Below are 23,069 nucleotides of genomic sequence, written 5' to 3' on the forward strand. Positions count from 1 at the left end.
CCGATGGAGCGTGTTGCGTCCCCCGTTGAGGCACGCCAGGCTGTCGTGGAAGCGAAGCACGAGGGGCTCAGCGTAGGGTTCGTGCCCACCATGGGCGCGCTGCACGATGGGCATCTGTCGCTCGTGCAGGCAGCCCGCAAGCGCGCCGATTTCGTCGCGGTGTCGATATTCGTGAACCCCACGCAGTTCGGCCCTGGCGAGGACTACGAGTCCTACCCTCGCGACCTCGACAACGACCTTGCGAATCTAGGTGCTGAGGGCGTCGACCTCGTCTTTGTGCCGAGCGCCGGTGTGATGTATGCGTCGGACGCCACGGTGACGGTCGACCCTGGCGCGCTTGCGCGGCGCTGGGAAGGTGCGGTCCGGCCCGGTCACTTCACCGGTGTCGCGACCGTCGTGGCGAAGCTGCTGAACATCGCCCTCCCCGACCTCGCCTTCTTTGGCGAGAAGGACTACCAGCAGCTCAAGATCGTCGAACGGCTGGTGCTCGACCTCGACATGGCGGTCACCATCGTCGGCTGCCCCATCGTGCGCGAGCGCGACGGGCTGGCGATGTCGAGCCGCAATGCCTACCTGTCTGCCGATGAGCGCGCGCAGGCGGTCGCACTGGGCGAGGCGCTTGAGGCTGCGGCGCGGGCTGTGGCCTGGGGGGAGACTCACGTCCGGGCGGTCGAGGACCTCATGCGCGCGGAGATAGCATCCCGGCCGCTGGCCATTCTCGACTACGCTGCGGTGGTCGATCCGGCAACACTCGAGCCGCTCGCGCGCATCGACCGGCCCGCACGCGCTATCATCGCTGCACGGGTCGGCACGACCCGGCTGATCGACAACGCCGCGCTCGCACCCCCCGCCATCGGGGTATAGACGCCCCGAGAGGAGCCGCATGGTGTTCGACCCGCAAGAACTGCACGACGAGATCCGCGCTCTTGCGGCAGAGTGCGACGCAGTTGTGCTCGCTCACAACTATCAGCGTGCCGAGGTCCAGGACGTCGCCGACTTCGTGGGGGACTCGCTCGGACTATCGCGCCAGGCGGCTTCTGTCGACGCGTCGGTGATCATCTTCGCCGGCGTCCACTTCATGGCCGAGACAGCCAAGATCCTCTCGCCGGCCAAGACCGTGCTCATGCCCGAACCCCGCGCGGGGTGTCCCATGGCCGACATGATGAGCGCACCCGAGCTGGCGGCCTGGCGCGAGGAGAACCCCGGTGTGCCGGTCGTGACCTACGTGAACTCGACCGCCGAGGTCAAAGCGCTCACGGACGTGTGCTGTACGAGCGCCAACGCGGTCCAGGTCGTGCGCGCCCTGGTGGACGAGACCGGCACGGACCGCGTCCTATTCGGCCCTGATCGCAACCTCGCGAACTGGGTCGCGCGGTCGCTTCCCGGCATCGAGGTCATACCCTGGGCCGGTTACTGTCCCATCCACGACCAGGTAACGGCCGAGCAGGTCGTGGCGGCGCGTGAACGGCACCCCGGCGCGCTCGCGATGGCGCATCCGGAGTGCAGGCCCGAAGTCATCGACCTCGTAGATGCGGTGCTTTCCACGAGCCAGATGCTCGCCTACGCGGCGGGCTCCTCGGCAGACGAGTTCATCGTGATAACCGAGGAGGGGCTGATCCACGCGCTCGCGAAGGCTGCGCCCGGCAAGCGGTTCGTGAGCCTTTCGCCTCCGATGTTGTGCCCGAACATGAAACTGACGACGCTCGAGAAGGTTCGCGACTGCCTGCGCGAGGCGACGGGCGAAATCGAAGTGGCCGAGGAGACACGCGTGCGTGCCCTCTCGGCTGTGGAGCGGATGGTGGCCATTGGCTGAACGCGGCCGACATGAAGATCTCGGCGGTGGAGCTGAACCGCGTCCTGCGCGCATGCCCGTGCCGGGCGTGTTGCCGGAGGCTTTGGGGCGCCGCTACCTGATCGAGTTCGACACGGACGACCTGCAGCAACACGAGTCCGACGTGCTCGTCATCGGCTCCGGCATCGCCGGGCTTACAGCAGCGCTCGCGGCGTGTGGCTCGCGCACGGTGGCGCTCGTCACGAAGGCCCGCGTGCGCGAGACGAACACCTGGTATGCGCAGGGCGGGATCGCCGGCGCGGTGGGCGAAGCCGACTCTGTCGAGCTGCACCTCGCTGACACCCTCGTGGTCGGCCAAGGACTGTGCGATGAGGACGTCGTGCGAGCGGTCGTCGGGGAGGCCGCCGAGGCGCTCGGGGATCTGCGTGCGATGGGTGTGCGCTTCGACCTCGGAGAAGGAGGTGAGGTCGCTCTCGCTCGCGAGGGAGGACACTCACTGCCTCGTGTGCTGCACTCCGGCGACGCGACCGGCGCGGCGGTACAAGACACCCTGACCGCGATGATGCGAAACGCGAGCGGTCTGGAGGTCTTCGAAGAGCGCTTCCTCATCGACCTGCTGACCGCGGGCGATCGCTGTGTCGGAGCGCTCGTGTACGACCCCGCCTCACGTCAGCCGGAGGTCTACTGGGCAGACGCGGTCATTCTGGCGACCGGCGGCTGCGGTCAGATCTACCGCGTGACCACGAATCCGACCATCGCTACGGGTGACGGCATTGCGGCGGCGTGGCGCGCCGGCGCGGAGATCGCCGACCTCGAGTTCGTGCAGTTCCACCCGACCGCGCTCGACAGCGAGGCGAGCCCGAAGTTCCTCATCACCGAGGCGCTGCGTGGCGAAGGCGCCTATCTGCTCGACTGCGACGAGAAGCGGTTCATGGTGGGAGTGCACGAGCTTGCCGAGTTGGCGCCGCGAGACGTAGTCAGCCGCGAGATCGAGAAGGTCATGGCGCGTTGCGGCCGCCCGAACGTGTGGCTAGACGCGCGCCACATCGACGCCGACTACCTGCGCACGCGGTTCCCGACGATCTGGGAGAAGTGCGCCGAGGTGGGCTACGATCTCTCGGCGGACTTGATTCCCGTGGCACCGGCGGCGCACTACATGATCGGTGGCGCGCGGGTGGACGTCGACGGGCGAACCTCGCTTGCAGGTCTCTATGCTTCGGGTGAAGTGACCTCGTCCGGCCTGCATGGTGCGAACCGTCTCGCCAGCAACTCGCTTCTTGAGGGACTGGTGCTGTCGAGGCGCATCGTCCGCGCGCTTGAGAGCGAAAGCGCACCCATGCGGCCCGCGCGCGTCGTGTCAGGTGAGGCCGAGGCGAGCGCCGCCTTCACGGTCGACCGGGCGCGCGACACGCTCCAGCTTGCGATGTCGGCGTTCGTCGGCATGACGCGCTCCGACGGATCGCTCGCCGAGGCGGCCTACATCCTCGAAGGGCTCACGCGGCTCCTTGGCGTGTCGCTCAAGCGTCCCGCCGAACTCGAGCTCCAGAACATGGTGACGATCGCGACGCTTCTCACACACGCGGCGTGGGTGCGCACGGAGAGCCGTGGCACGCACAGCCGGGTGGATTTCCCCGACCGCGACGACGAGAACTGGGCCGCCCATCTGGTGTGGTGCCGGGGCCGCCAGACGCGTCTCGCGCCGACACGGCAGGCCACGGAGTGTCCGTACGTCCCGCCGGTCCCGGAGGCGGCTCAGGCCGAGGACGCGACCCCCGTCGTCGATTCGACCCCGACGCCGGGGATGCCGTGATGTTCGACCTTCCGCCCCTCGACGACGTCATCGCGGCATCACTCGCCGAGGACCTCGGCGTGCCCGCCGAGGGGCTCCTTGGCGGGGCGGAGCTGCCCGGGCTGCTGGCCGCCGATGTCACCGGAGCGGCGGTGCTCGCAACAGATGCGCGATTTCGGGGGACGGTCGTGGCGCGGCAGGCGGGGATTGTCTGCGGCCTACCGGCGGTTCAACGTGCGTGGGAGATGCTTGCCCGGGCGGCTGGACTCTCCGAGGCCATCGAGGTGTTCCCGCTTGTAGCGGAGGGTGCCGCGGTCGCGGCGGGCACCGCCGTCCTCGAAGTGGAAGGCTCCGCGCGCCTTGTGCTGGCCGGCGAACGCGCGGCGTTGAACCTCCTCATGACGCTCTCGGGCATCGCAACCGCCGCGGCAAGCTGGCAGGCGGAGGCGGGAACCGCGCTCGCTGTCGTGGACACCCGCAAGACACTGCCGGGCCTGCGCGCGCTGTCGAAATACGCAGTGCGGGTGGGCGGCGCCGTCAACCACAGGATGGGTCTGTACGACATGGTGCTCGTGAAGGACAACCACATCCGTCACGCGGGCGGGATCGCAGCTGCGGTGGCTGCCGCGCGCGCGAGCTTCCCGGACCTGGTCGTGGAGGTCGAGGCCGACACGGTCGCACAGGCTCGCGAGGCGGCGATAGCCGGGGCCGATATCGTGCTGCTGGACAACATGGACGACGCGGCGCTAACCGGTGCCGTCGCCGCAGTGGAGGGAGCTGCCGCCGAATCCGGTCGCCAGATCCAGACCGAAGCCTCCGGGGGAATCACGTTCGAGCGGCTTGCAGCGCTGCGCGAGGCGAGGGTGGACCGCGTGTCTTCGAGTGCGCTGACCCTTGCGCCTCCGCTCGACTTCGGGTTGGATGAGATGAAACCGGCAGAATCTGACTGAGGGGTACGGCGTGTTTCCTGCGCGCGGCGTCGCATTCATGCATTCCCTGCACGCCGCCAAAGCGCGTGTGCGCAGCCCGAGGCGGGCGTTCTGATGCATCCCATCACCGGCATCGCGGCTCTCGACTGGTTCCTTGGCATGCTGGATTCTCACGGCTATCTGCTGGTATTCGGTTTCACTATCTTTGAGAACCTTTTCGTCATCGGCTCGTTCACGCCTGGCGAGACCGTCGTGATGGCGGCGGCGTTCCTGTCGACGCCCGCGCAGGGGAGCTTGTCCCTGCCGCTCGTGTGGATCGTCTCAGTGGTCGGCACGACGGTCGGCAGCAACATCAGCTACTTCATCGGGCGACGGGGCGGCGAGGACGCGCTGCTGCGCTATGGGCGCCGTTTCCGCATCTCCGAGGAGCGCATCACGGAGGCCGAGGCGTACTTCTACAAGCACGGCTCCAAGACCGTGTTCATCTCGCGCTTCGCTGCCGGCTTCAAGAATTTCGTGCCGATGATCGCCGGCGTCTCCAAGATGGACCTCGCGTACTTTCAGGGGTGGACGATCCTTGGCGCGATCACATACACGTCGCTCATGTGCGCGATCGGCTACTTCGTGGGCAACAACTTCGACCGCGCGCTGGCGATTGCGCGCAGTATCGGCTACGTCGGGCTCACGATCTTCGCGCTGTTCCTGTTCGCGCTTTGGTACGGGCGTCGTGCGTTCTTCGACCGCAAGCTCGATGAGGCCGCCGAGGAGGCCGAACTCGTCCGCTCTCTGCTCGATGGCGCGGAGCTGCACGAGTCCGGGTGTCCCGAGCCGGATGAGCTGGCCGAGGAGGACGAAGCGTTCGATGAGCCGTAGGGACGATGTTCTCGCCGCGCTCAAGGCCGCAGGCGAAGCGGGGGTCTCGGGCGAGGCGCTCGCCCGAGAGCTCGCGGTGAGCCGCGTGGCTGTCTCCAAGCATGTCTGCGCGCTGCGGGACCTTGGCTACCGGATCGAGGGCGAGCCTGGCCGAGGATACGTTCTCCTTGGCGTGCCGGATCTTCTGCTGCCGGGCGAGTTGAGACCACTCGTGGACTCGCAGCTTTGGACGCGACTGGAGGGCGGACCGGAGACCGGCTCCACGAACGACGACTGCAAGCTGCTCGCTCGCGAAGGAGCGGACGAGGGCACGGTCGTGGTCGCGGGCAGGCAGACGGCGGGGCGGGGCAGGCTCGGCCGCATGTGGGAGTCACCGGGCGGGGGAGCCTACTTGTCCGCGCTGCTCAGGCCTGGACTATCCCTCGGTGAGCTTGCACCTCTGCCGCTTGCGGTGGGCATCGCGATAGCGCGAGCGCTCGACGCCCTCGGTGCCGGTGACGTCGGCCTCAAGTGGCCCAACGATGTCTGGCTGTCCGGGAGCAAGGTCGCCGGCGTGCTCATCGAGATATCGGCGGAGTCGGACCGGGTCGAGTGGGTCGTGGCCGGGATCGGCGTCAATGTCTTGCGCGACGAAGGTGCGCGCGAGGACGCGGCGTACGTCCGCGATGTCGTGGGCGAAGCGACGCCCGCGTCGGTGGCGGCGGCGGTCCTTGGCGAGCTCGCAGAGGTGTACGCTCAGTTCCAGCTTGAGGGCTTTCGGGGTCTCGCGCGAGAATACGGGAGTAGGTCCGTTCTCGCGGACCGCGAGGTCAAGGTCTGCGACGTCGGAGGTCGCGTACGAGCCACCGGGCACGCGAGCGGGATCGACGACCTTGGACGGCTTGTGGTGGAGACTTCGCGAGGGAGCGTCGCGGTCGCCGCGGGCGACGTTACACTTGTCGGTAGTAGCCTCGACTGACACGGAGGGACACGCGTGGCGCCCGATCTCTCACCGAAGAACCTCGGGCGCGTCCTCGATCAGGCATTCGACATCTACCGCGCCAACTTCCGCACGATCACGCTCTCGTCCCTCGCCGTGATCTTTCCGTTCGCGTTGCTCATGGGTGTGGCGCAGGTCTTCTACACGCGGGGACTCCTCGCGATCATCCCGACCTTCCTCGAGTCCTCGACGCCGGGCGAACTGAGCCGTCTGCAGGTTTGGACCCTGCTCTCGAGTGGCGTGTCGCCGGCGTTCTGGATCGCGCAGCTCTACATCGCCGTCGCGATCTACTCCTGGCTGCCGGCGATGATGTACGGCGAGCGCCCGACGGTGCGCCAGCTCTTGCGCCTGCGCCTGATGCGGCTCGTCATGTACGGGCTCACAGCCTGGCTCGTGAGCTTGCTGGCCGGGCTTGGGCTGCTGTTTCTTCTCGTTCCCGGCATCGTGGTGGCCGTCTTCCTGGCCTTCGCCCCGATCATCACCGTTGCCGAGGAAGCATCGGTCGGTCGCGCGTTCTCGCGGTCGTTCGCACTCGCCGGTGGGAACGCGTGGCGCATCATCAGGTTCTTCCTTCTGCTCTCGGTGTTCACGTTCGTGCTCGAAACCGCCGTGGATTCGCCGGCATTCATCCGTCAGATAGTCGAGGGCCTGCAGAATCCGGATGCGCTGTTCGCGGCAGTCTCTCCGGGCTGGAAGTTCATCGAAGGACTGCTCACGGCGCTTGCGATATCGCTCGTCTACCCGTTCAGCCGGATCGCCTGGTACTGCTTCTATCTCGACGTGCGTGCGCGGCGTGAAGGCATGGACATGGTCGCCCGGGCCCGTGCGCTGGCCGAGGAGTCCCGTTGATGGTCACCCGGGAGCGCGCAGGCGTCCTCACCGGTGCACTCGCGTGCCTGCTCGCATGCATGCTGGCGCTGGCGGCTCCGGCCCCTGCGGCCCAACGCGTGCTACCTGCCGACGAGTACCGGTCCCGGGTCGGCGCTGCGATCGACGACATCGACGTCGCTCGCGACCGATCCATGGACTCCCGGACCGCTTCGGAGCTTGCCGCCGACGTCAACACGCTGCTCCCCATCACGCTTCCGGTCGAGGTCGATGGCCAGAAGGTCGTCGCCGACAACTCGATTCTGCGCACGTTGGTCTCCCGTCTCGACGCCGCCAAGAACCCCGAAGACCGCGCCGACCTTGCCGATGAGATGCGGCGCCACCTCGTGTCGCTCGAGGCATCGCTCGGCGGCCCAGGGGCTGGGGTGCCCGAGGACCGGGAGACTCTCGAGAAGATCATCGCCGCACAGCGCGTGCCCTCGCGCTCGCCGCTAGCAGAGATCGTTGGCAAGATCGTCGAGCGGCTGCTCGATGTCCTCCAGAAGTGGTGGGCATCGGCAGGGGGCTCGCCCCGCACGGCGACGATCCTCTCGACCGGCATGGTCGTGCTCCTCGCGGTCCTGCTCGCCTTCCTTGGCTGGACGCTCGTTCGCGCACTGCTGCGCGCCAGGGCTGCGGCTGCCACGCTGGAGCCGGCTGGCGGCACCCGGGCCGTCGGCGGTCCGGTCGTGGCCGCCGCTGAGGGACTTCCGGCCGACGCGCTCGCGTACGCGGACGAGCTCGCCGGGCGCGGACTATTCCGCGAAGCCGTCCGCGCGCTATTCGGCGGCGCAGCACGAGCACTCGTGGAGGCGGGCGTCGTCGTGCAGACGCGAACGCGCACTGACGCCGAGCTGCTTGCGGAAGTGAACGCGAGCGCGCCGCGGGCGCACGGGAAGCTCCGGACGCTCGCGGTGGCGTTCGAGACTGCGTACTACGGGCATGTGGATCCCGACGCCGAGCGCTACGAAGAGGCGCGTGCAGCATACGAATCGGCACTGGCCGCCCTGCGCCCGGAGGGTGGTGACGCGACGTGAGGAGGCTCCTTGGCAGGCTCGATGCACGGGCGCTCGTGTTCATGGCGGCCGCGGTGCTGCTGCTTGTCGCCTATGCGGTGGTGGTAGGGCTGTCCAAGGACTACTACCTCGTGTCATCGCCGGCCGGCTCGACCTTTGATGCCGAGGACGAGGGCACGCTGGTCCTGCTGTCGTATCTGCGCGAGCTCGGTATCGAGGCGGATACGCTCCAGAGATTCGACTCGTTGCCGGAGACCGGGACGATCGTGGTCGTGGCCTCCGGCAAGCTCGAGGTTGAACCGACGCCCGGCGACGGACGCCGACTCGCACGGTGGGTCGAAGACGGCGGGCGGCTCGTGCTCGCCGGCCCGCACGCCCGCGATGTGCTGCGCGGCGAGCCGATCGGCGTGCGTACCGGTCCACGGGGGGATGCAGCCGCTTTGGTGCCGCTCCAGCCCTCGGCGTACGCGCGGGGCGTGAAGAAGGTGTCGGTTGGCCCCGACCGTATCCTCGCCGATGACGCATCGTGGGTGACCCACATGAAGGACATGTCCGGGCAGGTGCTCGTCTCACGGGTCTATGGCGCGGGCGAGGTCGTCTGGCTGTCGAGCGAATGGCCGCTGGCGAATGCCGGCATCGGCCAGCGCGACAACGCGCGGCTCGCGACGCTTCTCGTCGCGCAATCAGGCCCGGTCTGGTTCGACGAGTACCATCACGGTTTCGTGCGTGGTGGCGGAGCGTGGGAGCGACTCGGAGGCGGTGGCCGGGCCGCAGTCGTGCTTGCCGCGCTTGCGGTGGCGGTGCTGTTGCTGGCGGCCGCGCAGCGGCGGGGTCCGGTCATCGCTCCGGTAGAAGGCCGACCCGCGCGCACGGGGGCCTACATCGGTGCGCTGGCGGAGCTCTACCGCAAGGCGGGTGCGCGCTCCTCGGCGCTTCTGTCGCTCGCGGAAGGACTGCGAGAAGTGCTGGCCCAAAGATACGGCACGGTCGAGGCCGGCCGGTCCCGGCACCCTGACGCCGCGGCCGCGCTCGAACGTGCGGCGGGTGCGGCTGGCACCGAGATGACGAAAGAGGAATTCGTGGCGATCGCCCGCGATCTGACGCGGGCGCGACGGGAGGTCGAAGGACGAGATGGCTGATACAGGCAAGGTCATGCAACTCGCCGAGCGGGTGCGAGCCGAGGTCGGCAAGGCGGTGGTGGGCCAGGCGAGGCTCGTCGATAGCCTGCTCATCGGGCTCGTGACCGGCGGGCACGTACTCGTCGAGGGAGTGCCGGGAACCGCCAAGACGCTGCTGGCGCGGTCCTTGGCAGCGGCGATCGATACGTCGTTCAAGCGCATCCAGTTCAGCCCGGACATGATGCCCGCCGACGTGGTCGGCACGAATGTCTACGACGCCGAGCGGGGCACGTTCTCGCTGCGCCAGGGCCCGGTGTTCGCCAACATCGTGCTGGCCGATGAGATCAACCGCACGCCCCCGAAGACGCAGGCCGCGCTCCTCGAAGCGATGCAGGAGGAACAGGTCACCATCGACGGCGTCACCCACCCACTGCCACATCCGTTCATGGTCGTCGCCACGCAGAACCCGATCGAGTATGAGGGCACCTACCCGCTGCCCGAGGCGCAACTCGACCGCTTCCAGCAGAAGGTCGTCGTGGAGTACCCGAGCGATGCCGAGGAGACCGAGATCTTGCGCCGCCACGCGTCCGGCTCCGAGCACACCGACCTCGCCTCGCTCGGGCTGCGGGCCGTGGCAGGCGTTGCGGATATCGACGCCGCGCGTGAGGAGCTCGCCGCAGTCGTCGTGGACGACTCGGTCGTTGAGTACGTGCGCGCCATCGCACGCGGGACGCGCGACCACGTCTCGATCCTGCTCGGCGCGAGTCCCCGGGCCGCAGTGAGCCTGCTTGTGGCCGCGAAGGCTCATGCGCTGCTGCAAGATCGCGCGTTCGTGACTCCCGACGACATCAAGACGATGTCGCTGCCGTGCCTTCGCCATCGCGTGCTGCTTCGGCCCGAGATCGAGATCGAGGGCGTGGGCGTCGACGAGGTGCTGCGCGACGCGATCGAGCGGGTGCCCGTACCCAGGTGATCTCGCCACGCGACATCCTTGGCAGGCTTGGTGGGGTGCGGCTGACGCCGCGGCTCGGGCTGGCGCTCGCCGTCGGGGCGCTCGTCGTCGCGATGCTGCCGGGCGCGCTCGCGTGGGTGGTCGCGCTCGCGTGGCTCGTGGCGCTCGCGGTCGCGGTGCGCCGCGACATCGCCGCGACGCCGGCTACCGCCGATCTCGCGATCGAGCGCAGCGGGCCCGCGAAGTACTCCATCGGCGTCCCGAACCGCGTAGTGCTGCACATCCGCAACTCATCGGCGCACCCGGCGCGCCTCTCCGGTCGCGAGTCGCCGCCGCCCGAGTTCGTGGGCGAGCGCGCCTTCGGGCCGCTTGCGATCGCGCTCCACGACGGCGCCGAGGTCGAGCTCTCGTTTGTGCCGCCGCGCCGGGGCGCCTACGCGTTCGATCGCATCGGCGTTCGCCTGATTGGTCCGCTCGGCCTTGCCGGTCGCCAGCTCACGATCGGATCTGCCGAGGAGATCCGCGTCTACCCCGACATCACCGCCGTGCAGCGCTACTCGCTCCTGGCCCGGCGCGGGGCGCTCCATGAGATCGGCGTGCGTGCGATGCGATTCGCGGGTCGGGGGACCGAGTTCGAGTCGTTGCGCGACTACGCGCCCGGCGATTCGTACCGTGACATCGACTGGAAGGCCACTGCGCGCCGAGGACGCCCGGTGGTGCGGCAGTTCGAGGCTGAGCGCAGCCAGACCGTGGTGCTCGCGATCGACGCCGGACGGCTCATGACGGCGCAGGTTGGCGGACTCTCCAAGCTCGACCGCGCTGTGAACGCGGCGCTGCTGCTTGCGTTCCTCGCCACACGCATGGGGGACAGCGTGGGACTGCTCGTCTTCGGTCGGGACGTACGCACGTACCTGCCGCCGCGCAAGGGTCATCGCCAGTTCCTGGCGATCCTCGAGGCGCTCTACTCCGTCGAGGAGCGCGTGGAGGAGCCCGACTACGCTGGCGCGCTGCGCTATCTTGCCGCGCGTGTAGGCAAGCGCTCGCTCGTGGTGCTCTTCACCGAGCTCGTGGGGACCGACCCGTCCAGGCGGCTCCTTGGCGTGCTCTCGACGCTCTCACCGCGGCACCTGCCGCTGGTGATCACGCAGCGCAACGAGGAGGTGGAGCGGATCGCGTCGGCACACGCGGACGTCGAGAGCGACGCGATGCGGGCGGCGGTCGCCCAGGACCTCCTGCACGACAAGACCCGAGCGGTCCGCCTGTTGCGCGCACGGGGCTCGCTCGTGCTCGATGTCTTCCCCGAGGAGCTTTCGGTCGCCGCGGTCAACCGCTACCTGGAGATCAAGGCGCGCGGGCGGCTGTAGCGAGGCGTGTGCGAGCTCGCAGGCCCGCCGCACGCCTAGGCGTGCGGCTCCTCGGATGACGTGTGCGCCATGATCGCCGCGGCGTGCGCCTCGACTGGCACGATGTGCCGGATATCCCCGTGCTGGTGTATCGCGACGTCGACCCCGTAGGTGGTCTGGATGTTCTCGCGCGTGAACACCTGGTCGGGCGTGCCCTGCGCATAGACGCGGCCGTCGTGCATCATCACGACGTAGTCCGAGTACTGCGAGGCGAGGTTCAGGTCGTGAATCGCAAGCAAGGCGAGCAGGCCTTTGCCCGTCACGATCTCGCGCAGGTGACGCATGACGCTGAGCTGGTGTCGTATGTCCAGGCTGCTGGTCGGCTCATCGAGCAGCAGCATCTCGGGCTGCTGAGAGAGCGCCCGCGCGATCAGCACCTTCTGGCGCTCGCCGCCACTGAGCTGGTTGACGTCACGCAGCGCGAACTCGCCAAGTCCCAGACTCGCGATGTTCTCGGACACGATCCGAAGGTCGGCGTCGGATGGACTCCACCCAACGTACGGTTTTCTGCCGAGGAGCACCATGTCGAAGACCGTGACCGGAAAAGAGCCGGCGAAGCTCTGAGGCACGTAGCCGATCGACCGGGCGACCTCACGCCTCGACATGTCGCTGATGCGCCGGCGGTGGAGCAGGATCTCACCTTCCGCGTGAATCAGGTTGTCGATGCACCGCAACAGGGTCGTCTTCCCCGATCCGTTCGGTCCGACGATGCTGACGATGCCGCCGCACGTGAGCGAGAGGTCGACGCCGGACAGCGCCCGGCGTCCCCCCTTGTACTCGAATCCGACGGCTTTGAGCTCAAGCATCGATGTCTAGCCGAGCGACGCCGCGAACCGGCGGGCGTCGTGCTCCTCGGGCAGTTCCGATAGCAGGAATGGCTCGCCGTTGTCATGCCGCTCCTCGAGCCGGCTCCGGAGCCCCTCCAGATACTCCAGGAACTCGTCAGCGTCCATCGAGCCCTCGAACTTCATGATGAGCAGTACGGCGCGCTCGTCGAAGGGAACCTCGTAGCCGGTTTCGATGTCCGGCGGCATGAAGAAGATCGAGCCTTGCCTCATATGGTGGCGCTGCCCCTCGCTGCACAGCACCCATTGTCCTCGTACGGTGAAGATGATGCTCTCGGTCGAGTGAACGTGCGCGGGGCAGTACAGGTCTGGCTGCATGCTGATGTAGTGGGCCGAGCCCAGGTTGCCGCTCATGATGGGGCCGATTCGCCCCTCAAGGGTGTCGACTCCAGGCAGCCCGCCGATGGAATCGACGATGTCCACCTGAGCCATGCGGGTCGTGTACTCGGCTAGGGCGCTGGTCTTGGTCTCAAGCATCGGAGTCGGTCCTTTCCGGATGTCAGACGGGTAGTGAACTGCCGGCCGTTTCGGTTGCACCGAACCTGCGGCCGAGGAAGTCGATCATGGAGTCGAAGTACTCCTCGCGATACGGGCGCTCGAAGCTGGCAAGCGACATCCGTTCACGGACGCGGGTCTCGTAGTCCGGAGGCGTGTGCTGGAACGAGTGATCCGCATCCGGAATCATCGCCAGCTCGACGGGCACGTTTCGGCGGCGCAGCGTCTCGACGATCCCCAGCGCGTCCCGCGGCGGGACGTTGAGGTCGTTCTCGCCGTGCACCACGAGCGTGGGCCGATCGATGTGTCGGAACTGACGCGCCGGAGCCCATTCCTCGGCGTAGACGCGCGCGTCGAGTCTGACGGCCCACGACTGGCCCCCGTACGCGATGACGTACTCCTCGCGGCCGTCCTCGATCGCGCGGAACATGTCGTCGAGTTGCATGCCGAGCGCAAGGCCCCGCGGGTCGTGCTCCTCGGCCCACGTGAGATGCTCCGGGCTTCGCAGCGCGAAGTCGCGGGCGCGGTGGTAGTTGAAGCTCATCATGTCGCGGTACTCGCTGAACAGCCCGCCGCTCAGGATGTAGATCGCGGGCAGCTTCGAGCGTTCGGCGAGTAGTGATGAGGTGTAGACGCCCGCGCTTTGGCCGAAGACGGCGATTCGGTCACGGTCGGCCTCGGGCTGCGCGGCGATCGTTTCGAGCGCGGCGATCGCGTCGTCGACGTCGGTGAAGTAATCGCCCGGTTTGCCATCGCTCGCGCCAAATCCCCGGCGGTCGTAGGAGAAGGTCGCATACCCTGCCGAGCACAGGCGGCTCGCGATGTGTACGAAGAAGTTGCGCGCAGGCACCTCGCGCCGACCGTGGCGGGCCGGCAGCATGTTGCCGTCGCGATCCTGCTCCATCGAACCGTGGATGAGCAGGACGCACGGCGTGGGACCGTCTGCGTGCTCAGGCACTCGCAAGACGCCTTCGAGCGTCAGCTCGCCGCTTGCGAATGTGATGACTCGTTCTTGCATTCGCATCACACCCAATAGTTCTGCCGACGGGTCAGTAGCAGGTACAAGAAGAGTGGGACGCCCACGAGCGAGGTAACGATGCCGATGGGCAGGATAATGGGCGAGATGAGGGTGCGTCCCACGGTGTCCGAGGCGACCATCACGATCGCGCCCACGATGCACGAGGCCGGCAGCAAGAACCGGTGGTCGCCGCCGATGAGGTATCGGGCGATGTGTGGCGCCACTAGGCACACGAACCCGATGATGCCGGTGAACGAGATGATCGTGGCAGTGATGAGTGCAGAGAGCAGAAGGCTCACGATCCGCACCCGTGTCGTGTCGACGCCGAGCGAGCGAGCCGCGTCGTCTCCGCCGAGCGTCATAGCGTTGATGTCCCACGAGTACTTGATGAGGACGGGTACGCACGCCACCATCACCGCTGCGACGATGGCGATCTCAGACCACTTCACGCCGGTAAGGGTCCCGAACGTCCAGTGGACCATCGCCATCAGGTCTTCTTCGGATGCGAAGAAGTGGATGATCGAGGTGAGAGCGCTGAACAGATAGGAGAGCGCGATTCCGGCGAGGATCAGCGTCTCGGGCGACGTTCCCTTCATGCGTGCCAGGCCGAAGACGAGCAGCGTGCACACCATCGAGAACAGGAATGCGTTGCCGACGATGGCGAACGTTCCGACGCCGACGAACCCGAAACCGAACATGATCGCCACCGACGCGCCGAACGCGGCGGCGGCGGAGATGCCGACGGTAAAGGGGCTGACGAGCGGGTTCCTCGTGATGCCCTGCATCTGGGCGCCCGAAACCGCAAGCCCGGCGCCTCCGATGATCCCCATGACGATACGGGGCAGTCGCAACTCCCACACGACGGACTCATCGAACGGCGAAGCGCCGACCGATGGCGCCAGCCGTGTCGCCAGTGCACGGAGTACCGCGCCGACCGACATGTCGGCGGAACCGATGCACAGGGCGATCACGGCCAGCGCGATCAGCACGACGCAGCCAAGTGAGACGATCAGCAGTCGCCGCGCGATCGATCGGGAGTATTGGTCCCGAACGCTTCGCTCGGTCGAGGCCGCTGTCATCTCGTCACGCATCTACTGGTTGATGGCCGGGTACGTGTAGACGCCCTGCCACTCGAGGCCGAGGTACTTCTCGTAGTACTCCTTGAGCACGGACTCGGGATTGAAATCCTCGAACGTCTCGGGGTACAGGATCTTGGCGATGAACATCGGCCCGAACTTCTTGCGAGCGCCACCGCTGACGTCGAAGGACATGACGTGGACTTGGTTCTGCGTCACCGCGGTGCTGGCGGCAAGCTCCGGTCGCGCCATGATGGCGTCGTGGACGGCCTTGAAGTCGGTGTCGTCGGCGAGGAAGTAGCCGCCGCTCTGACCCTTGATGATGAAGTCGGGATTGCGCTCGGCGATGTCTTCGGGGTCGGCCTCGAACCACTCGGCGGTGATTTCCGGATACAGGTCGACGCCGCCGCCGGAGACGATCATGCCCGGTATTCCGCAGCCGTAGCCTGCGCCTCCGTAGGTACCGTAGTCGTCGGCGCCTTCGAAGTAGACCGTCTTGCGGTCGGCATCAGCGATTTCGGCGATGCGCTTGGCGACCATGTCGAGCGGCTTTCTGAAGAAGTCGATGTAGCTGGCGGTTTCCTCCTCGCGGCCGAGCATGGCGCCCAGCGTCGTGACCTCGCGGAAGTAGACGTCGGTGCGGAAGAAGTCCAGACTCACGACCGCGATGCCGAACGGCTCGAGTTCGGCCTGGACCTCGTCGGGGAGCGGCGGGTATGAGGACAGGCAAATCACGACGTCGGGGTCGAGCTCCGCGATGGCCTCGTAGTTCGGCTCTTCCGACGAACCGACGACAGGCGTGTCGGCCAGTCCGGGGTAGTACCCCTCGTCAACCTTGGCCTTAGTGGCTTCGTCGATACCGACGATGCGGTCGATGGCGCCCAGAGCTTTGAGCTCCTCGGTCGGGTTGTCCCACAACACGACGATGCTCTTGACCGGATACGGTACCTCGACGTAGCGATTCGCCGAGTCTTGCACCGTGATGGTGTCTGTCGCCTCGGCATCCTTGGTGCCGCTGCTCTCGGCGCCCTGTGAGGTGCACCCCGTGATGGCAAGCGAAGAAAGCAGCAATACCAGTGCGATACAGACAAACGACGCTCTTCTGAGACGTTTCGACATAGCCCCTCCTCGATGTCAGGACACCTGCAAAGGCGTCCGGTTTCCCCCTGTGCTCGGTGGCCCACGATGCGGTAGCGGGATGTTCGAGCCGGTCGTGCGCGTAGCACGAATGTGGAAATGGTATACCATAGTGCTACGAATGGCAAAGGCGTAACACGCAGAGGAGACCGACCGCCATGTGCAAGAATTCCGTGAACACGAGCCAGATGCAGCAAGCCATCGAACAGGGCGAGATGACCGTCAGATTAGCGCAGAGTGCGGTTCATCAGCTTGAGCACAGTGCTGAGCACCTCGGCGACGCGAGCGTGTCGAGCGCACTTGCTCGCGCTGCGATGCTGCTCACCGACGCTGCCAGGGAGCTGGCCGCAGCGGGCGCGGTGGTCGAGAGCCCCTCGGTCGATGGATCGGCAGTCGTGGAGCGAGTCTAGGCTTGCGACCTTCCCGGCAGCACCACATAGAGCGTGAGCGCCAGCGCCATGACCGCGCCGAACGCGATCTTGAGCACGGGATCGACCGGTGCCGGCGTCAGGAATCCCTCGATCGCACCCGCGATCACGAGCAGAGGGATCGCGCCTAGCACCACGCGCACCGCGTCGCCGGACGCGGACTTGAGCGCGGCACTCCTTGGCAGGTCACCCGGCGCGACCAAGGCGCGGGCGAGCATCAGTCCCGACCCACCCGCAAGCACGATCGCAGGCAGCTCAAGCGCACCGTGGGGCACTATGAGCGACCAGAATTGAAGCGCGCCTCCGGCCTGGGTGAACACGCCCGCGAGTGCGCCGAGCATGAGCCCGTTCTGCAGCAGCGCGTAGCCGGTGAGCGCGCCGAAGGTCATGCCGCCGGCGAAAGCGAGCAGGCTGACCTGGATGTTGTTGGCGGTGATGCCGGCGGTCAGCAGCGGTCCCAGGCTCGCCGAAACGTCTGCCAGCGAGCCGCCCTGCTTCAGCGTGTCGCCCACGCCATCGCGGAGCATCTCGGGGATGAAGATGCGGGCGAGCGGGTAGTTCACATACACCAGCAGGAAGCCAAGGACGCACGCCCCGCCGAACACGAGCGCCGAAAGCCCGATCGGCCGCCAGTTGGCCCGGATGAGCCGGGGATAGCCGCGGGCAAGGAACTCCCAGGCAGCGCCGATGCGGCGAGGGCTTTCGCCGTAGAGTCCGGCATGCGCGGAACCAACGAGGCCGTTCAGGTGCGCCTCCGTCGCGCTGCCGGGAAAGTGCGTCTGCGCATAGGCGAGGTCGGCGGCGGTTCGTCGGTAGTCCTCGTACATGGCGCGGAGCTGCTCGGCGCCAAGACTCACGACACCGCGCCGCTGGGCCGCACCGGTGAGTTCGGCGAGACGGTCCCATGTCTCGCGCGAGCCGTCGATGAAGGTCCGCTCGTCCATGCCGCTCCTTTCAGGCGCGTCCATGCTAGCACGCGTGCGCCCACGCGCCCTATGATGGCCAAGGAGACAGGAGGCATGGGTGGCAGCGCTTGGACGCAGGCTCGAGATCGAGACTCCCGAAGCGGTGACGGTGACGTACCCGCTGGCAGGCGTGGGTTCCCGCGGCGCGGCCGCGCTGCTCGACATGCTGATACTCGGACTTCTCATGCTCGCCGAGGCGGTCGCCGGTGCACTCGTGATGCTCGTGGGCGTCAGGGTCTTCGGCTGGAATGAGGTCCTCCCGATCTGGGGCCTCGCGGCTCTCGGGATAGCGTTGTTCGTGACCTACTGGGGCTACTTCATCTACGGAGAAGTCGTTCGCAACGGGCGCACATTCGGCAAGCGACGCATGCGCATCCGCGTGGTGCGCGACGACGGAAGCCGTGTCGGTGTCCTGGACTCGGTCATACGCAACGTCGTGCGTATCGTCGATGCGCTTCCGGGGACGTATGCTATAGGGGTGGCCTGTCTGCTGATGTCCCCTCGCGCGCGGCGGCTCGGCGACATGGCGGCAGGTACAGTGGTCATCGCAGAACCCGACGAGCCGGGCATGGTCCTAGGAGCCGACAAGCGGGAGTCCTTGGCAGTAGAGTACCTGACGCGCAGGGCAGGGCTCACGCCCGATGCTCGCTACCAGGTCGGTGTGGCTATGTTGGGGCTTTGGGGAGAAGCGCCCGGCACGTGGGACGAGCCGACGATCGCAGGCCGCGTGGCCGATCTCTCCGGGTTGCGCGAGCGGTTCACGGCGGGGTCGTAGCCTGCAGCCGCGCGCTGCACCGCGTCATCCACCGGTTGACACGGAGCTCCCATCACGGTATCTGTTAACCTCACAACGCAATACGAGTTAACAAGGAGCACACAATGGCCGAGGAATACGCAGCGCCCGTCGATCGCCCGCCCGCAGCGGGAACCCGTACGCGCACAATCGCTATGGCGGCTCTGCTCGCAGCGCTGCTTGCGGCGTCGGCGTGGATCACCCTCCCGATCGGGGCGGTTCCTGTGACGCTGCAGGTCTTCGTGGTCCTTCTCGCGGGGCTCGTGCTGTCGCCGGGTACTGCCGCGGCGTCCGTCGGGGTCTACCTGCTCCTTGGCATGGCGGGGCTACCGGTGTTCTCGGGAGGGACGGGCGGGCTCGGCGCGTTGTTGGGTCCTACCGGGGGCTACCTTGTGGGTTTCTTCTTTGCCGCAGCGGTTGTTTCGAGCGTGAGGTTGCGTCTCGGTCGCTTTGGGGCGGCCCAGCCGCTTGCCGACGGCCTTGCGATGGCGCTCGGCATCGCCGTGATCTACGCCGCAGGCTGGGCTCAGCTCACGCTCGTCACCGGAATGGGTTGGGGTCCGGCCTTCGTCGCAGGCGTCGCGCCGTTTGTGCTGCTCGACGCCGCAAAGGGAGTCGTGGCGGTCGGGGTCGCGTCCGCGCTGCGCCGGGCCGGGGTCGCTGCTGCCTGACCGCGCGAGTCGCGGTTGCGATGTCAGAGCTTACCTCTAAGATGGTCGTGTACCTGTCACGCGACCCCGGCAAGGAGGCCCTGTGGGTCGGCCAGTCACGTTCGTGCACGCTGCAGATCTGCACCTCGACGCGCCTTTCGCAGGTGTGGATGCGAACGACGAGCGGGTTCGTGCGGCGCTCATGGAGGCGACCTACATCGCGTTCGACCGCGTGATCGCGACGTGCATCGAGGCCGACGCAGACTTCCTGGTTCTTGCCGGTGACACCTACAACAGCAGCGAGAAGAGCCTTCGGGCACAGCTGCGGTTCCAGGTCGGAATGCGGCGACTCGCGGAAGCCGGCATTCCCACCTACGTCCTGCAGGGCAACCATGACCCGGCGAACGGATGGTCGGCGGGGTTGGAGATGCCCTCCGCGGTCCACGTGTTTCCGTCAGACCGTGTGGAACGGCTCACGGTCGAGCGTGACGGCGAGACGATCTGCGCTCTGTACGGGCGCGGTTTCGCGGCCGCGGTGGTCACCGAGAATCTTGCCGCCGGCTACAAGCGTGAGCCCGCCGACCGCATAGCTATCGGCGTGCTCCATGCGAATGTCGGAGGCGATCCGGAATACGAACCCTATGCCCCATGCTCCATCGACGACTTGCGCGCCGCAGGGATGGACTATTGGGCACTCGGGCATATCCACAAGCACACCCGGCTCGCGGCCGAACCGCGGGCCGTCTACGCGGGAAGCCCGCAAGGACTCAGTCCGAAAGAGGCCGGCGAGCACGGATGCTACCTCGTCACGATAGGTCCCGGCAACGTCGAGGAACGCTTCATCGTCACGGACGCCGTGCGCTGGGCACGCGACGAGATCGACGTGTCCGAGATGGCCGATGTCGAAGCACTGCGCACCGGCGTGCGCGCCGCGTGCGAGCGGCAGCGAGAAGCTGCGGGCGGACGCCCGGTCATCGTGCGATTGGGTCTCACCGGCCGTGGGCCGGTTCACGCGGACCTCGCGAGGCCCGGGCTCCTCGGCGAGCTGATCGCCGACGTGAGCGAAGGGCAACTGGCCTCCGAGCCGTGGGTGTGGATCGCTCGCGCTCGCGACCTGACTCGTCCGGCGATCGATCTGGCCGCGGTGCGCGAGGGTGGCGGTTTCGCGGGAGACCTCGTACAGCTGGCGGACGACCTGTTGGCGGGCGATCCGGACACACTCGTCGATGAGGTTCTGGCTCCACTGCGCGAGCGCGCACGCGGTCTGGAGGTCGACTCCTCGGCCGCGGAGATCATCGAGCGGGCCCGAGATGTCTGTCTCGACCTCCTCTATGCCGCAGAGGACCGCTCATGAGGCTCAGCAGAATCGAGGCGGTGCGCTTCGGGGGCGTCGACGGGAGGACTCTCGACGGCCTTGGCGACGGGCTCACGGTGGTCGTCGGCCCCAACGAAGCCGGCAAGACCAGCTTCACCACTCTCGTGCGCCACGTGCTCTACGGGTTCCCGACGCCGTCCAAGCCGCGCGCATACGTCTCGGCGGCCGGTTCCCGCGAAGGCAGACTCGTGTTCGCGGATCCGGAGGGCGAATGGGTGCTTCAGCGCACGGAGGGACCCCGCGGCGGCCAGCTTGCGGTGCGCACGCTCTCCGGTTCCGAGCGTCCCGATCTGGCCGAGGAGCTCACTCGCGGAGTGAGCGAGGCGGCGTTCGGTGCGGTGTTCGGTTTCGGGCTCGCCGAGATGGACGAGATAGAGCGCATGCGGGGGAGCCACGACGACATCGTGTCGCGACTCTACGCCGCTGGCGCCGGGCTCGCGGTGAGCCCACAGGATGTTCGCGCCACAGTCGACGACCGCGCCGCCAAGCTGTTCGCCCTGCGCGGGAAGAATCCGACCATCAACGCGCTCCTCGGCGAGATTCGCGAAATGCGCGATCGGGTGCGCACGCTGGAGGTATCCGCCGAGGAGTACGCATCCGATGTAGAGCACCTCGGCGAACTGCGCGCCGAGATCGAGCGGGCGACCACCGCGCGCGACGCCGCGCTGGAGCGGCACCGTGCGCTCGCATTCGATGCAGGCCGCGTCGGCGACTGGGAGCGCGAGATCGAGACCGCCGAAGTGGAGCTTGCTGAGGCGGACAGCGAGATTGCGCGGTTGGACATGCTTGCGGAGGCGCTCGTCTCCGGGAGCGATGCGTCGGCGCCTGTGGTCGAGGCTGAAGCCGTCCTTGGCGAGGCGGCGCTCTTCGAACAGCGGTTTCGTGCTGTGCGCGACCGGGAATCGCGCTTGCGCGAGGCCGAACGCGAAGCGTCTGCGGCGCTCGCGGACCTCGGCATGTCGCGGGAGCTGGCGCTCGCAGCGGACATCTCGCCTCAGACGGCCGCCGAGATCGAGACCCGTCGCGACAGACTGGTGAGGCTCGAAGAGCGGACCGAGAGCCTGCGGTCCAGGCTTCTCGAGGTCCGCGAAACTGCTGGCGGCAGGGCCGTCGGGCCAACAGCGGGTTCCCCTTGGCCAGCGGTTCTTCTGGCAGTCCTTGGACTGTTGCTCGCCGCGTACGCGACGGTGTCTGCCGACGTCACTCTCGGCGCGCTCGGGGTCGTTGTTCTGGTTGCGGGCGCTGCGTTCGTGCTTTCGCGCAGTCGGGCGAGCGCGGGTGCGGGCACCGCGCCGGTGTCGGCCGATGCCGCCGACGCCACGGCCGGCGAGCTGCAGACGGCGCGTGCCGAGTGGGCCGCATGGATTCGGGACCGCGGGTTCCCCGACTCGGTCGGCGATCCGGGCTCCGCGGCCACACTGCTCGCGGCGCTCAAGGACGTTCGCGGCAGACTGCGCGAAGCGGAGAACCTCGCAAGCGATATCGCCGAGGAAGCAGCCTGGCTCGAAACATACCGGGTCCGCCTGGCGGCGGTCGCCGAGCCGCTTGGTACCGGTGCCCCCGCGTCACTCGACACTGTCTCGGCCTGCGCGGTCGGTGTCCGGAGCTCCCTTGAGGCAGCTGCCAGACTCGTTGCCGAGAAGGAAGATCTGAAACGAGCGAGGGAGTCTGCAGCTGCCCGCATTGCTGCGATTCGCACGCGCATCGGCGCGAGCAGTGAACGCGTGCAAGTTGCGCTCGACCGCAACGGCGTGACCGATTCTGCCGCACTGCAGGGCGCCGTCGGCATCGCCTCCGCAGCTTCCGACGAGGCCATCGTCCGCAACGACGCTCTCACTTGCGAGGCGAGTGCCATTACCGAGCGCGTCCGCTGTGAGGAGCGCGAGAAGGGGATGGCGTCGCTGCGTCTCGACATCACGGGCGCCGAGGAGCGCATCAGGCGATCCGCCGAGGAGTACGCCATCTACACTGTCGCCTCGCGCATGCTCGAACGCGCGCAGGAGCGCTACGAGCGGGAGCAGCAGCCCGAGGTCGTCCGGGAAGCAGGGCGCATCTTCGCCCGGATCACCGGCGACCGCTACCCGAGGCTCAAGGTGCCGCTCGACTCATCACCGATCGCGGTGTTCGATTCCGCGGCCGACGAACGCCGGACCGACCACCTGTCGCGAGGCACGGCCGAGCAGCTCTATCTGGCGCTGCGTCTCGCACTTCTCTCACAGTTGGGTGAGGTGGGGGTCCGGTTGCCGGTCCTCATGGACGACGTGCTGGTCAACTTCGATCCGGAGCGCCGGCGTGGCGCTGCCGAGGCCATCGTTGATGTCGCCCGGCAGCGCCAGATCATCGTCTTCACCTGCCACCCCGAGACGGCTGCGCTTCTGGCCGACGTCGATCCGGGTCGCACGGAGGTATCTCTCGACCGCTGCTAGCGCCAATACCGTTCACTTAAGCTAGTCCACGTGATACTCTTCCTCCAGCAAGAGAATCGTCCTCTTCTGTGAGAAAGGACTGCTCATGCCTCGGTCCGTAGCGGAGCTGCCCGTCGGAACCAGGATCACGGATCACATCAGCC

Annotated in this window: 22 protein-coding genes; 16 read left to right on the plus strand and 6 right to left on the minus strand. The window is 67.4% G+C overall.

The features are described 5' to 3' along the window. Nucleotides 1-3: 3 nt before the first annotated feature. The 11 genes from panC (at nt 4) to Q8K99_04210 (ending at nt 11,679) form a co-directional block, all read left to right on the plus strand. Nucleotides 4-864 (plus strand): pantoate--beta-alanine ligase, encoded by an 861-nt coding sequence (gene panC / locus Q8K99_04160; GenBank protein MDP2181746.1) that lies wholly within the window; start codon nt 4-6, stop codon nt 862-864. Between the two features lie 19 nt (nt 865-883). Further along, nucleotides 884-1,813 carry a quinolinate synthase NadA gene (gene nadA, locus Q8K99_04165; protein MDP2181747.1) on the plus strand — a complete coding sequence of 310 codons (930 nt, stop codon included), beginning with the start codon at nt 884-886 and terminating at the stop codon, nt 1,811-1,813. Beyond that, complete coding sequence (gene nadB / locus Q8K99_04170; GenBank protein ID MDP2181748.1) at nt 1,806-3,602, plus strand: L-aspartate oxidase; 1,797 nt, start codon at nt 1,806-1,808, stop codon at nt 3,600-3,602. Before nadA ends, nadB begins: the two co-directional genes overlap by 8 nt. After that, nucleotides 3,602-4,531 (plus strand): carboxylating nicotinate-nucleotide diphosphorylase, encoded by a 930-nt coding sequence (nadC, locus tag Q8K99_04175; protein MDP2181749.1) that lies wholly within the window; start codon nt 3,602-3,604, stop codon nt 4,529-4,531. The genes nadB and nadC overlap by 1 nt, the downstream gene beginning before the upstream one ends. Before the next feature lie 93 nt (nt 4,532-4,624). Continuing rightward, nucleotides 4,625-5,383 (plus strand): DedA family protein, encoded by a 759-nt coding sequence (locus tag Q8K99_04180; GenBank protein MDP2181750.1) that lies wholly within the window; start codon nt 4,625-4,627, stop codon nt 5,381-5,383. Beyond that, entirely contained in the window at nt 5,373-6,341 is a 969-nt protein-coding gene (locus tag Q8K99_04185; GenBank protein MDP2181751.1) for a biotin--[acetyl-CoA-carboxylase] ligase, read from the plus strand. The genes Q8K99_04180 and Q8K99_04185 overlap by 11 nt, the downstream gene beginning before the upstream one ends. Before the next feature lie 15 nt (nt 6,342-6,356). Beyond that, nucleotides 6,357-7,211 (plus strand): YciC family protein, encoded by an 855-nt coding sequence (locus Q8K99_04190; protein ID MDP2181752.1) that lies wholly within the window; start codon nt 6,357-6,359, stop codon nt 7,209-7,211. Then, nucleotides 7,211-8,266 carry a DUF4129 domain-containing protein gene (locus Q8K99_04195; GenBank protein MDP2181753.1) on the plus strand — a complete coding sequence of 352 codons (1,056 nt, stop codon included), beginning with the start codon at nt 7,211-7,213 and terminating at the stop codon, nt 8,264-8,266. Before Q8K99_04190 ends, Q8K99_04195 begins: the two co-directional genes overlap by 1 nt. Beyond that, entirely contained in the window at nt 8,263-9,384 is a 1,122-nt protein-coding gene (locus Q8K99_04200) for a DUF4350 domain-containing protein (protein ID MDP2181754.1), read from the plus strand. The genes Q8K99_04195 and Q8K99_04200 overlap by 4 nt, the downstream gene beginning before the upstream one ends. Beyond that, nucleotides 9,377-10,336, plus strand: coding sequence for a MoxR family ATPase (locus Q8K99_04205; protein MDP2181755.1), 960 nt, complete (start codon nt 9,377-9,379; stop codon nt 10,334-10,336). The genes Q8K99_04200 and Q8K99_04205 overlap by 8 nt, the downstream gene beginning before the upstream one ends. Further along, nucleotides 10,333-11,679 carry a DUF58 domain-containing protein gene (locus Q8K99_04210; GenBank protein ID MDP2181756.1) on the plus strand — a complete coding sequence of 449 codons (1,347 nt, stop codon included), beginning with the start codon at nt 10,333-10,335 and terminating at the stop codon, nt 11,677-11,679. Before Q8K99_04205 ends, Q8K99_04210 begins: the two co-directional genes overlap by 4 nt. Before the next feature lie 35 nt (nt 11,680-11,714). Here the strand turns inward: Q8K99_04210 and Q8K99_04215 are convergent, their stop codons facing one another. From Q8K99_04215 to Q8K99_04235, 5 genes are read right to left on the minus strand one after another with little or no spacing between them, the layout of a single operon-like run. Next, nucleotides 11,715-12,524: an ABC transporter ATP-binding protein gene (locus Q8K99_04215; GenBank protein ID MDP2181757.1), complete on the minus strand. Its 810-nt coding sequence runs from the start codon at nt 12,522-12,524 to the stop codon at nt 11,715-11,717. Between the two features lie 6 nt (nt 12,525-12,530). Beyond that, complete coding sequence (locus Q8K99_04220; GenBank protein MDP2181758.1) at nt 12,531-13,040, minus strand: AraC family ligand binding domain-containing protein; 510 nt, start codon at nt 13,038-13,040, stop codon at nt 12,531-12,533. Between the two features lie 22 nt (nt 13,041-13,062). After that, nucleotides 13,063-14,076, minus strand: a complete 1,014-nt coding sequence (locus tag Q8K99_04225; GenBank protein MDP2181759.1) for an alpha/beta fold hydrolase — start codon at nt 14,074-14,076, stop codon at nt 13,063-13,065. 5 nt (nt 14,077-14,081) lie between these two features. Then, complete coding sequence (locus Q8K99_04230) at nt 14,082-15,155, minus strand: iron ABC transporter permease (GenBank protein MDP2181760.1); 1,074 nt, start codon at nt 15,153-15,155, stop codon at nt 14,082-14,084. Between the two features lie 12 nt (nt 15,156-15,167). Continuing rightward, a complete protein-coding gene (locus Q8K99_04235) occupies nt 15,168-16,271 on the minus strand; it encodes an ABC transporter substrate-binding protein (protein MDP2181761.1) in 1,104 nt (367 codons plus the stop codon). A gap of 176 nt (nt 16,272-16,447) precedes the next feature. Here Q8K99_04235 and Q8K99_04240 point away from each other — a divergent pair, with 176 nt between their 5' ends. Then, nucleotides 16,448-16,699, plus strand: a complete 252-nt coding sequence (locus tag Q8K99_04240) for a hypothetical protein (GenBank protein ID MDP2181762.1) — start codon at nt 16,448-16,450, stop codon at nt 16,697-16,699. Here the strand turns inward: Q8K99_04240 and Q8K99_04245 are convergent. Continuing rightward, nucleotides 16,696-17,661 (minus strand): stage II sporulation protein M, encoded by a 966-nt coding sequence (locus Q8K99_04245; protein MDP2181763.1) that lies wholly within the window; start codon nt 17,659-17,661, stop codon nt 16,696-16,698. The genes Q8K99_04240 and Q8K99_04245 overlap by 4 nt on opposite strands. Nucleotides 17,662-17,740: 79 nt before the next feature. Between Q8K99_04245 and Q8K99_04250 the strand changes: the two genes are divergently transcribed. The 4 genes from Q8K99_04250 to Q8K99_04265 all read left to right on the plus strand — a co-directional run bounded on the left by Q8K99_04250 (nt 17,741) and on the right by Q8K99_04265 (nt 22,926). Then, a complete protein-coding gene (locus Q8K99_04250; GenBank protein ID MDP2181764.1) occupies nt 17,741-18,457 on the plus strand; it encodes an RDD family protein in 717 nt (238 codons plus the stop codon). 104 nt (nt 18,458-18,561) lie between these two features. Next, nucleotides 18,562-19,146, plus strand: a complete 585-nt coding sequence (locus Q8K99_04255) for a biotin transporter BioY (GenBank protein MDP2181765.1) — start codon at nt 18,562-18,564, stop codon at nt 19,144-19,146. Nucleotides 19,147-19,228: 82 nt separating this feature from the next. Continuing rightward, the gene (locus tag Q8K99_04260) at nt 19,229-20,479 is read left to right on the plus strand and encodes a DNA repair exonuclease (protein MDP2181766.1); all 1,251 of its coding nucleotides are present in this window, start codon (nt 19,229-19,231) and stop codon (nt 20,477-20,479) included. After that, complete coding sequence (locus Q8K99_04265; GenBank protein MDP2181767.1) at nt 20,476-22,926, plus strand: AAA family ATPase; 2,451 nt, start codon at nt 20,476-20,478, stop codon at nt 22,924-22,926. The genes Q8K99_04260 and Q8K99_04265 overlap by 4 nt, the downstream gene beginning before the upstream one ends. The last annotated feature ends 143 nt before the right edge of the window (nt 22,927-23,069 follow it).

Source organism: Actinomycetota bacterium, from assembly GCA_030682655.1.
Lineage (GTDB): Bacteria > Actinomycetota > Coriobacteriia > Anaerosomatales > JAUXNU01 > JAUXNU01.

Coding starts and splice junctions, on each gene's coding strand:
- panC (MDP2181746.1), top strand. CDS start 4: ATGGAGCGTGTTGCGTCCCCCGTTGAGGCACGCCAGGCTGTCGTGGAA.
- nadA (MDP2181747.1), top strand. CDS start 884: ATGGTGTTCGACCCGCAAGAACTGCACGACGAGATCCGCGCTCTTGCG.
- nadC (MDP2181749.1), top strand. CDS start 3,602: ATGTTCGACCTTCCGCCCCTCGACGACGTCATCGCGGCATCACTCGCC.
- Q8K99_04180 (MDP2181750.1), top strand. CDS start 4,625: ATGCATCCCATCACCGGCATCGCGGCTCTCGACTGGTTCCTTGGCATG.
- Q8K99_04185 (MDP2181751.1), top strand. CDS start 5,373: ATGAGCCGTAGGGACGATGTTCTCGCCGCGCTCAAGGCCGCAGGCGAA.
- Q8K99_04195 (MDP2181753.1), top strand. CDS start 7,211: ATGGTCACCCGGGAGCGCGCAGGCGTCCTCACCGGTGCACTCGCGTGC.
- Q8K99_04205 (MDP2181755.1), top strand. CDS start 9,377: ATGGCTGATACAGGCAAGGTCATGCAACTCGCCGAGCGGGTGCGAGCC.
- Q8K99_04215 (MDP2181757.1), bottom strand. CDS start 12,524: ATGCTTGAGCTCAAAGCCGTCGGATTCGAGTACAAGGGGGGACGCCGG.
- Q8K99_04220 (MDP2181758.1), bottom strand. CDS start 13,040: ATGCTTGAGACCAAGACCAGCGCCCTAGCCGAGTACACGACCCGCATG.
- Q8K99_04225 (MDP2181759.1), bottom strand. CDS start 14,076: ATGCAAGAACGAGTCATCACATTCGCAAGCGGCGAGCTGACGCTCGAA.
- Q8K99_04230 (MDP2181760.1), bottom strand. CDS start 15,155: ATGACAGCGGCCTCGACCGAGCGAAGCGTTCGGGACCAATACTCCCGA.
- Q8K99_04235 (MDP2181761.1), bottom strand. CDS start 16,271: ATGTCGAAACGTCTCAGAAGAGCGTCGTTTGTCTGTATCGCACTGGTA.
- Q8K99_04240 (MDP2181762.1), top strand. CDS start 16,448: ATGTGCAAGAATTCCGTGAACACGAGCCAGATGCAGCAAGCCATCGAA.
- Q8K99_04245 (MDP2181763.1), bottom strand. CDS start 17,661: ATGGACGAGCGGACCTTCATCGACGGCTCGCGCGAGACATGGGACCGT.
- Q8K99_04255 (MDP2181765.1), top strand. CDS start 18,562: ATGGCCGAGGAATACGCAGCGCCCGTCGATCGCCCGCCCGCAGCGGGA.
- Q8K99_04265 (MDP2181767.1), top strand. CDS start 20,476: ATGAGGCTCAGCAGAATCGAGGCGGTGCGCTTCGGGGGCGTCGACGGG.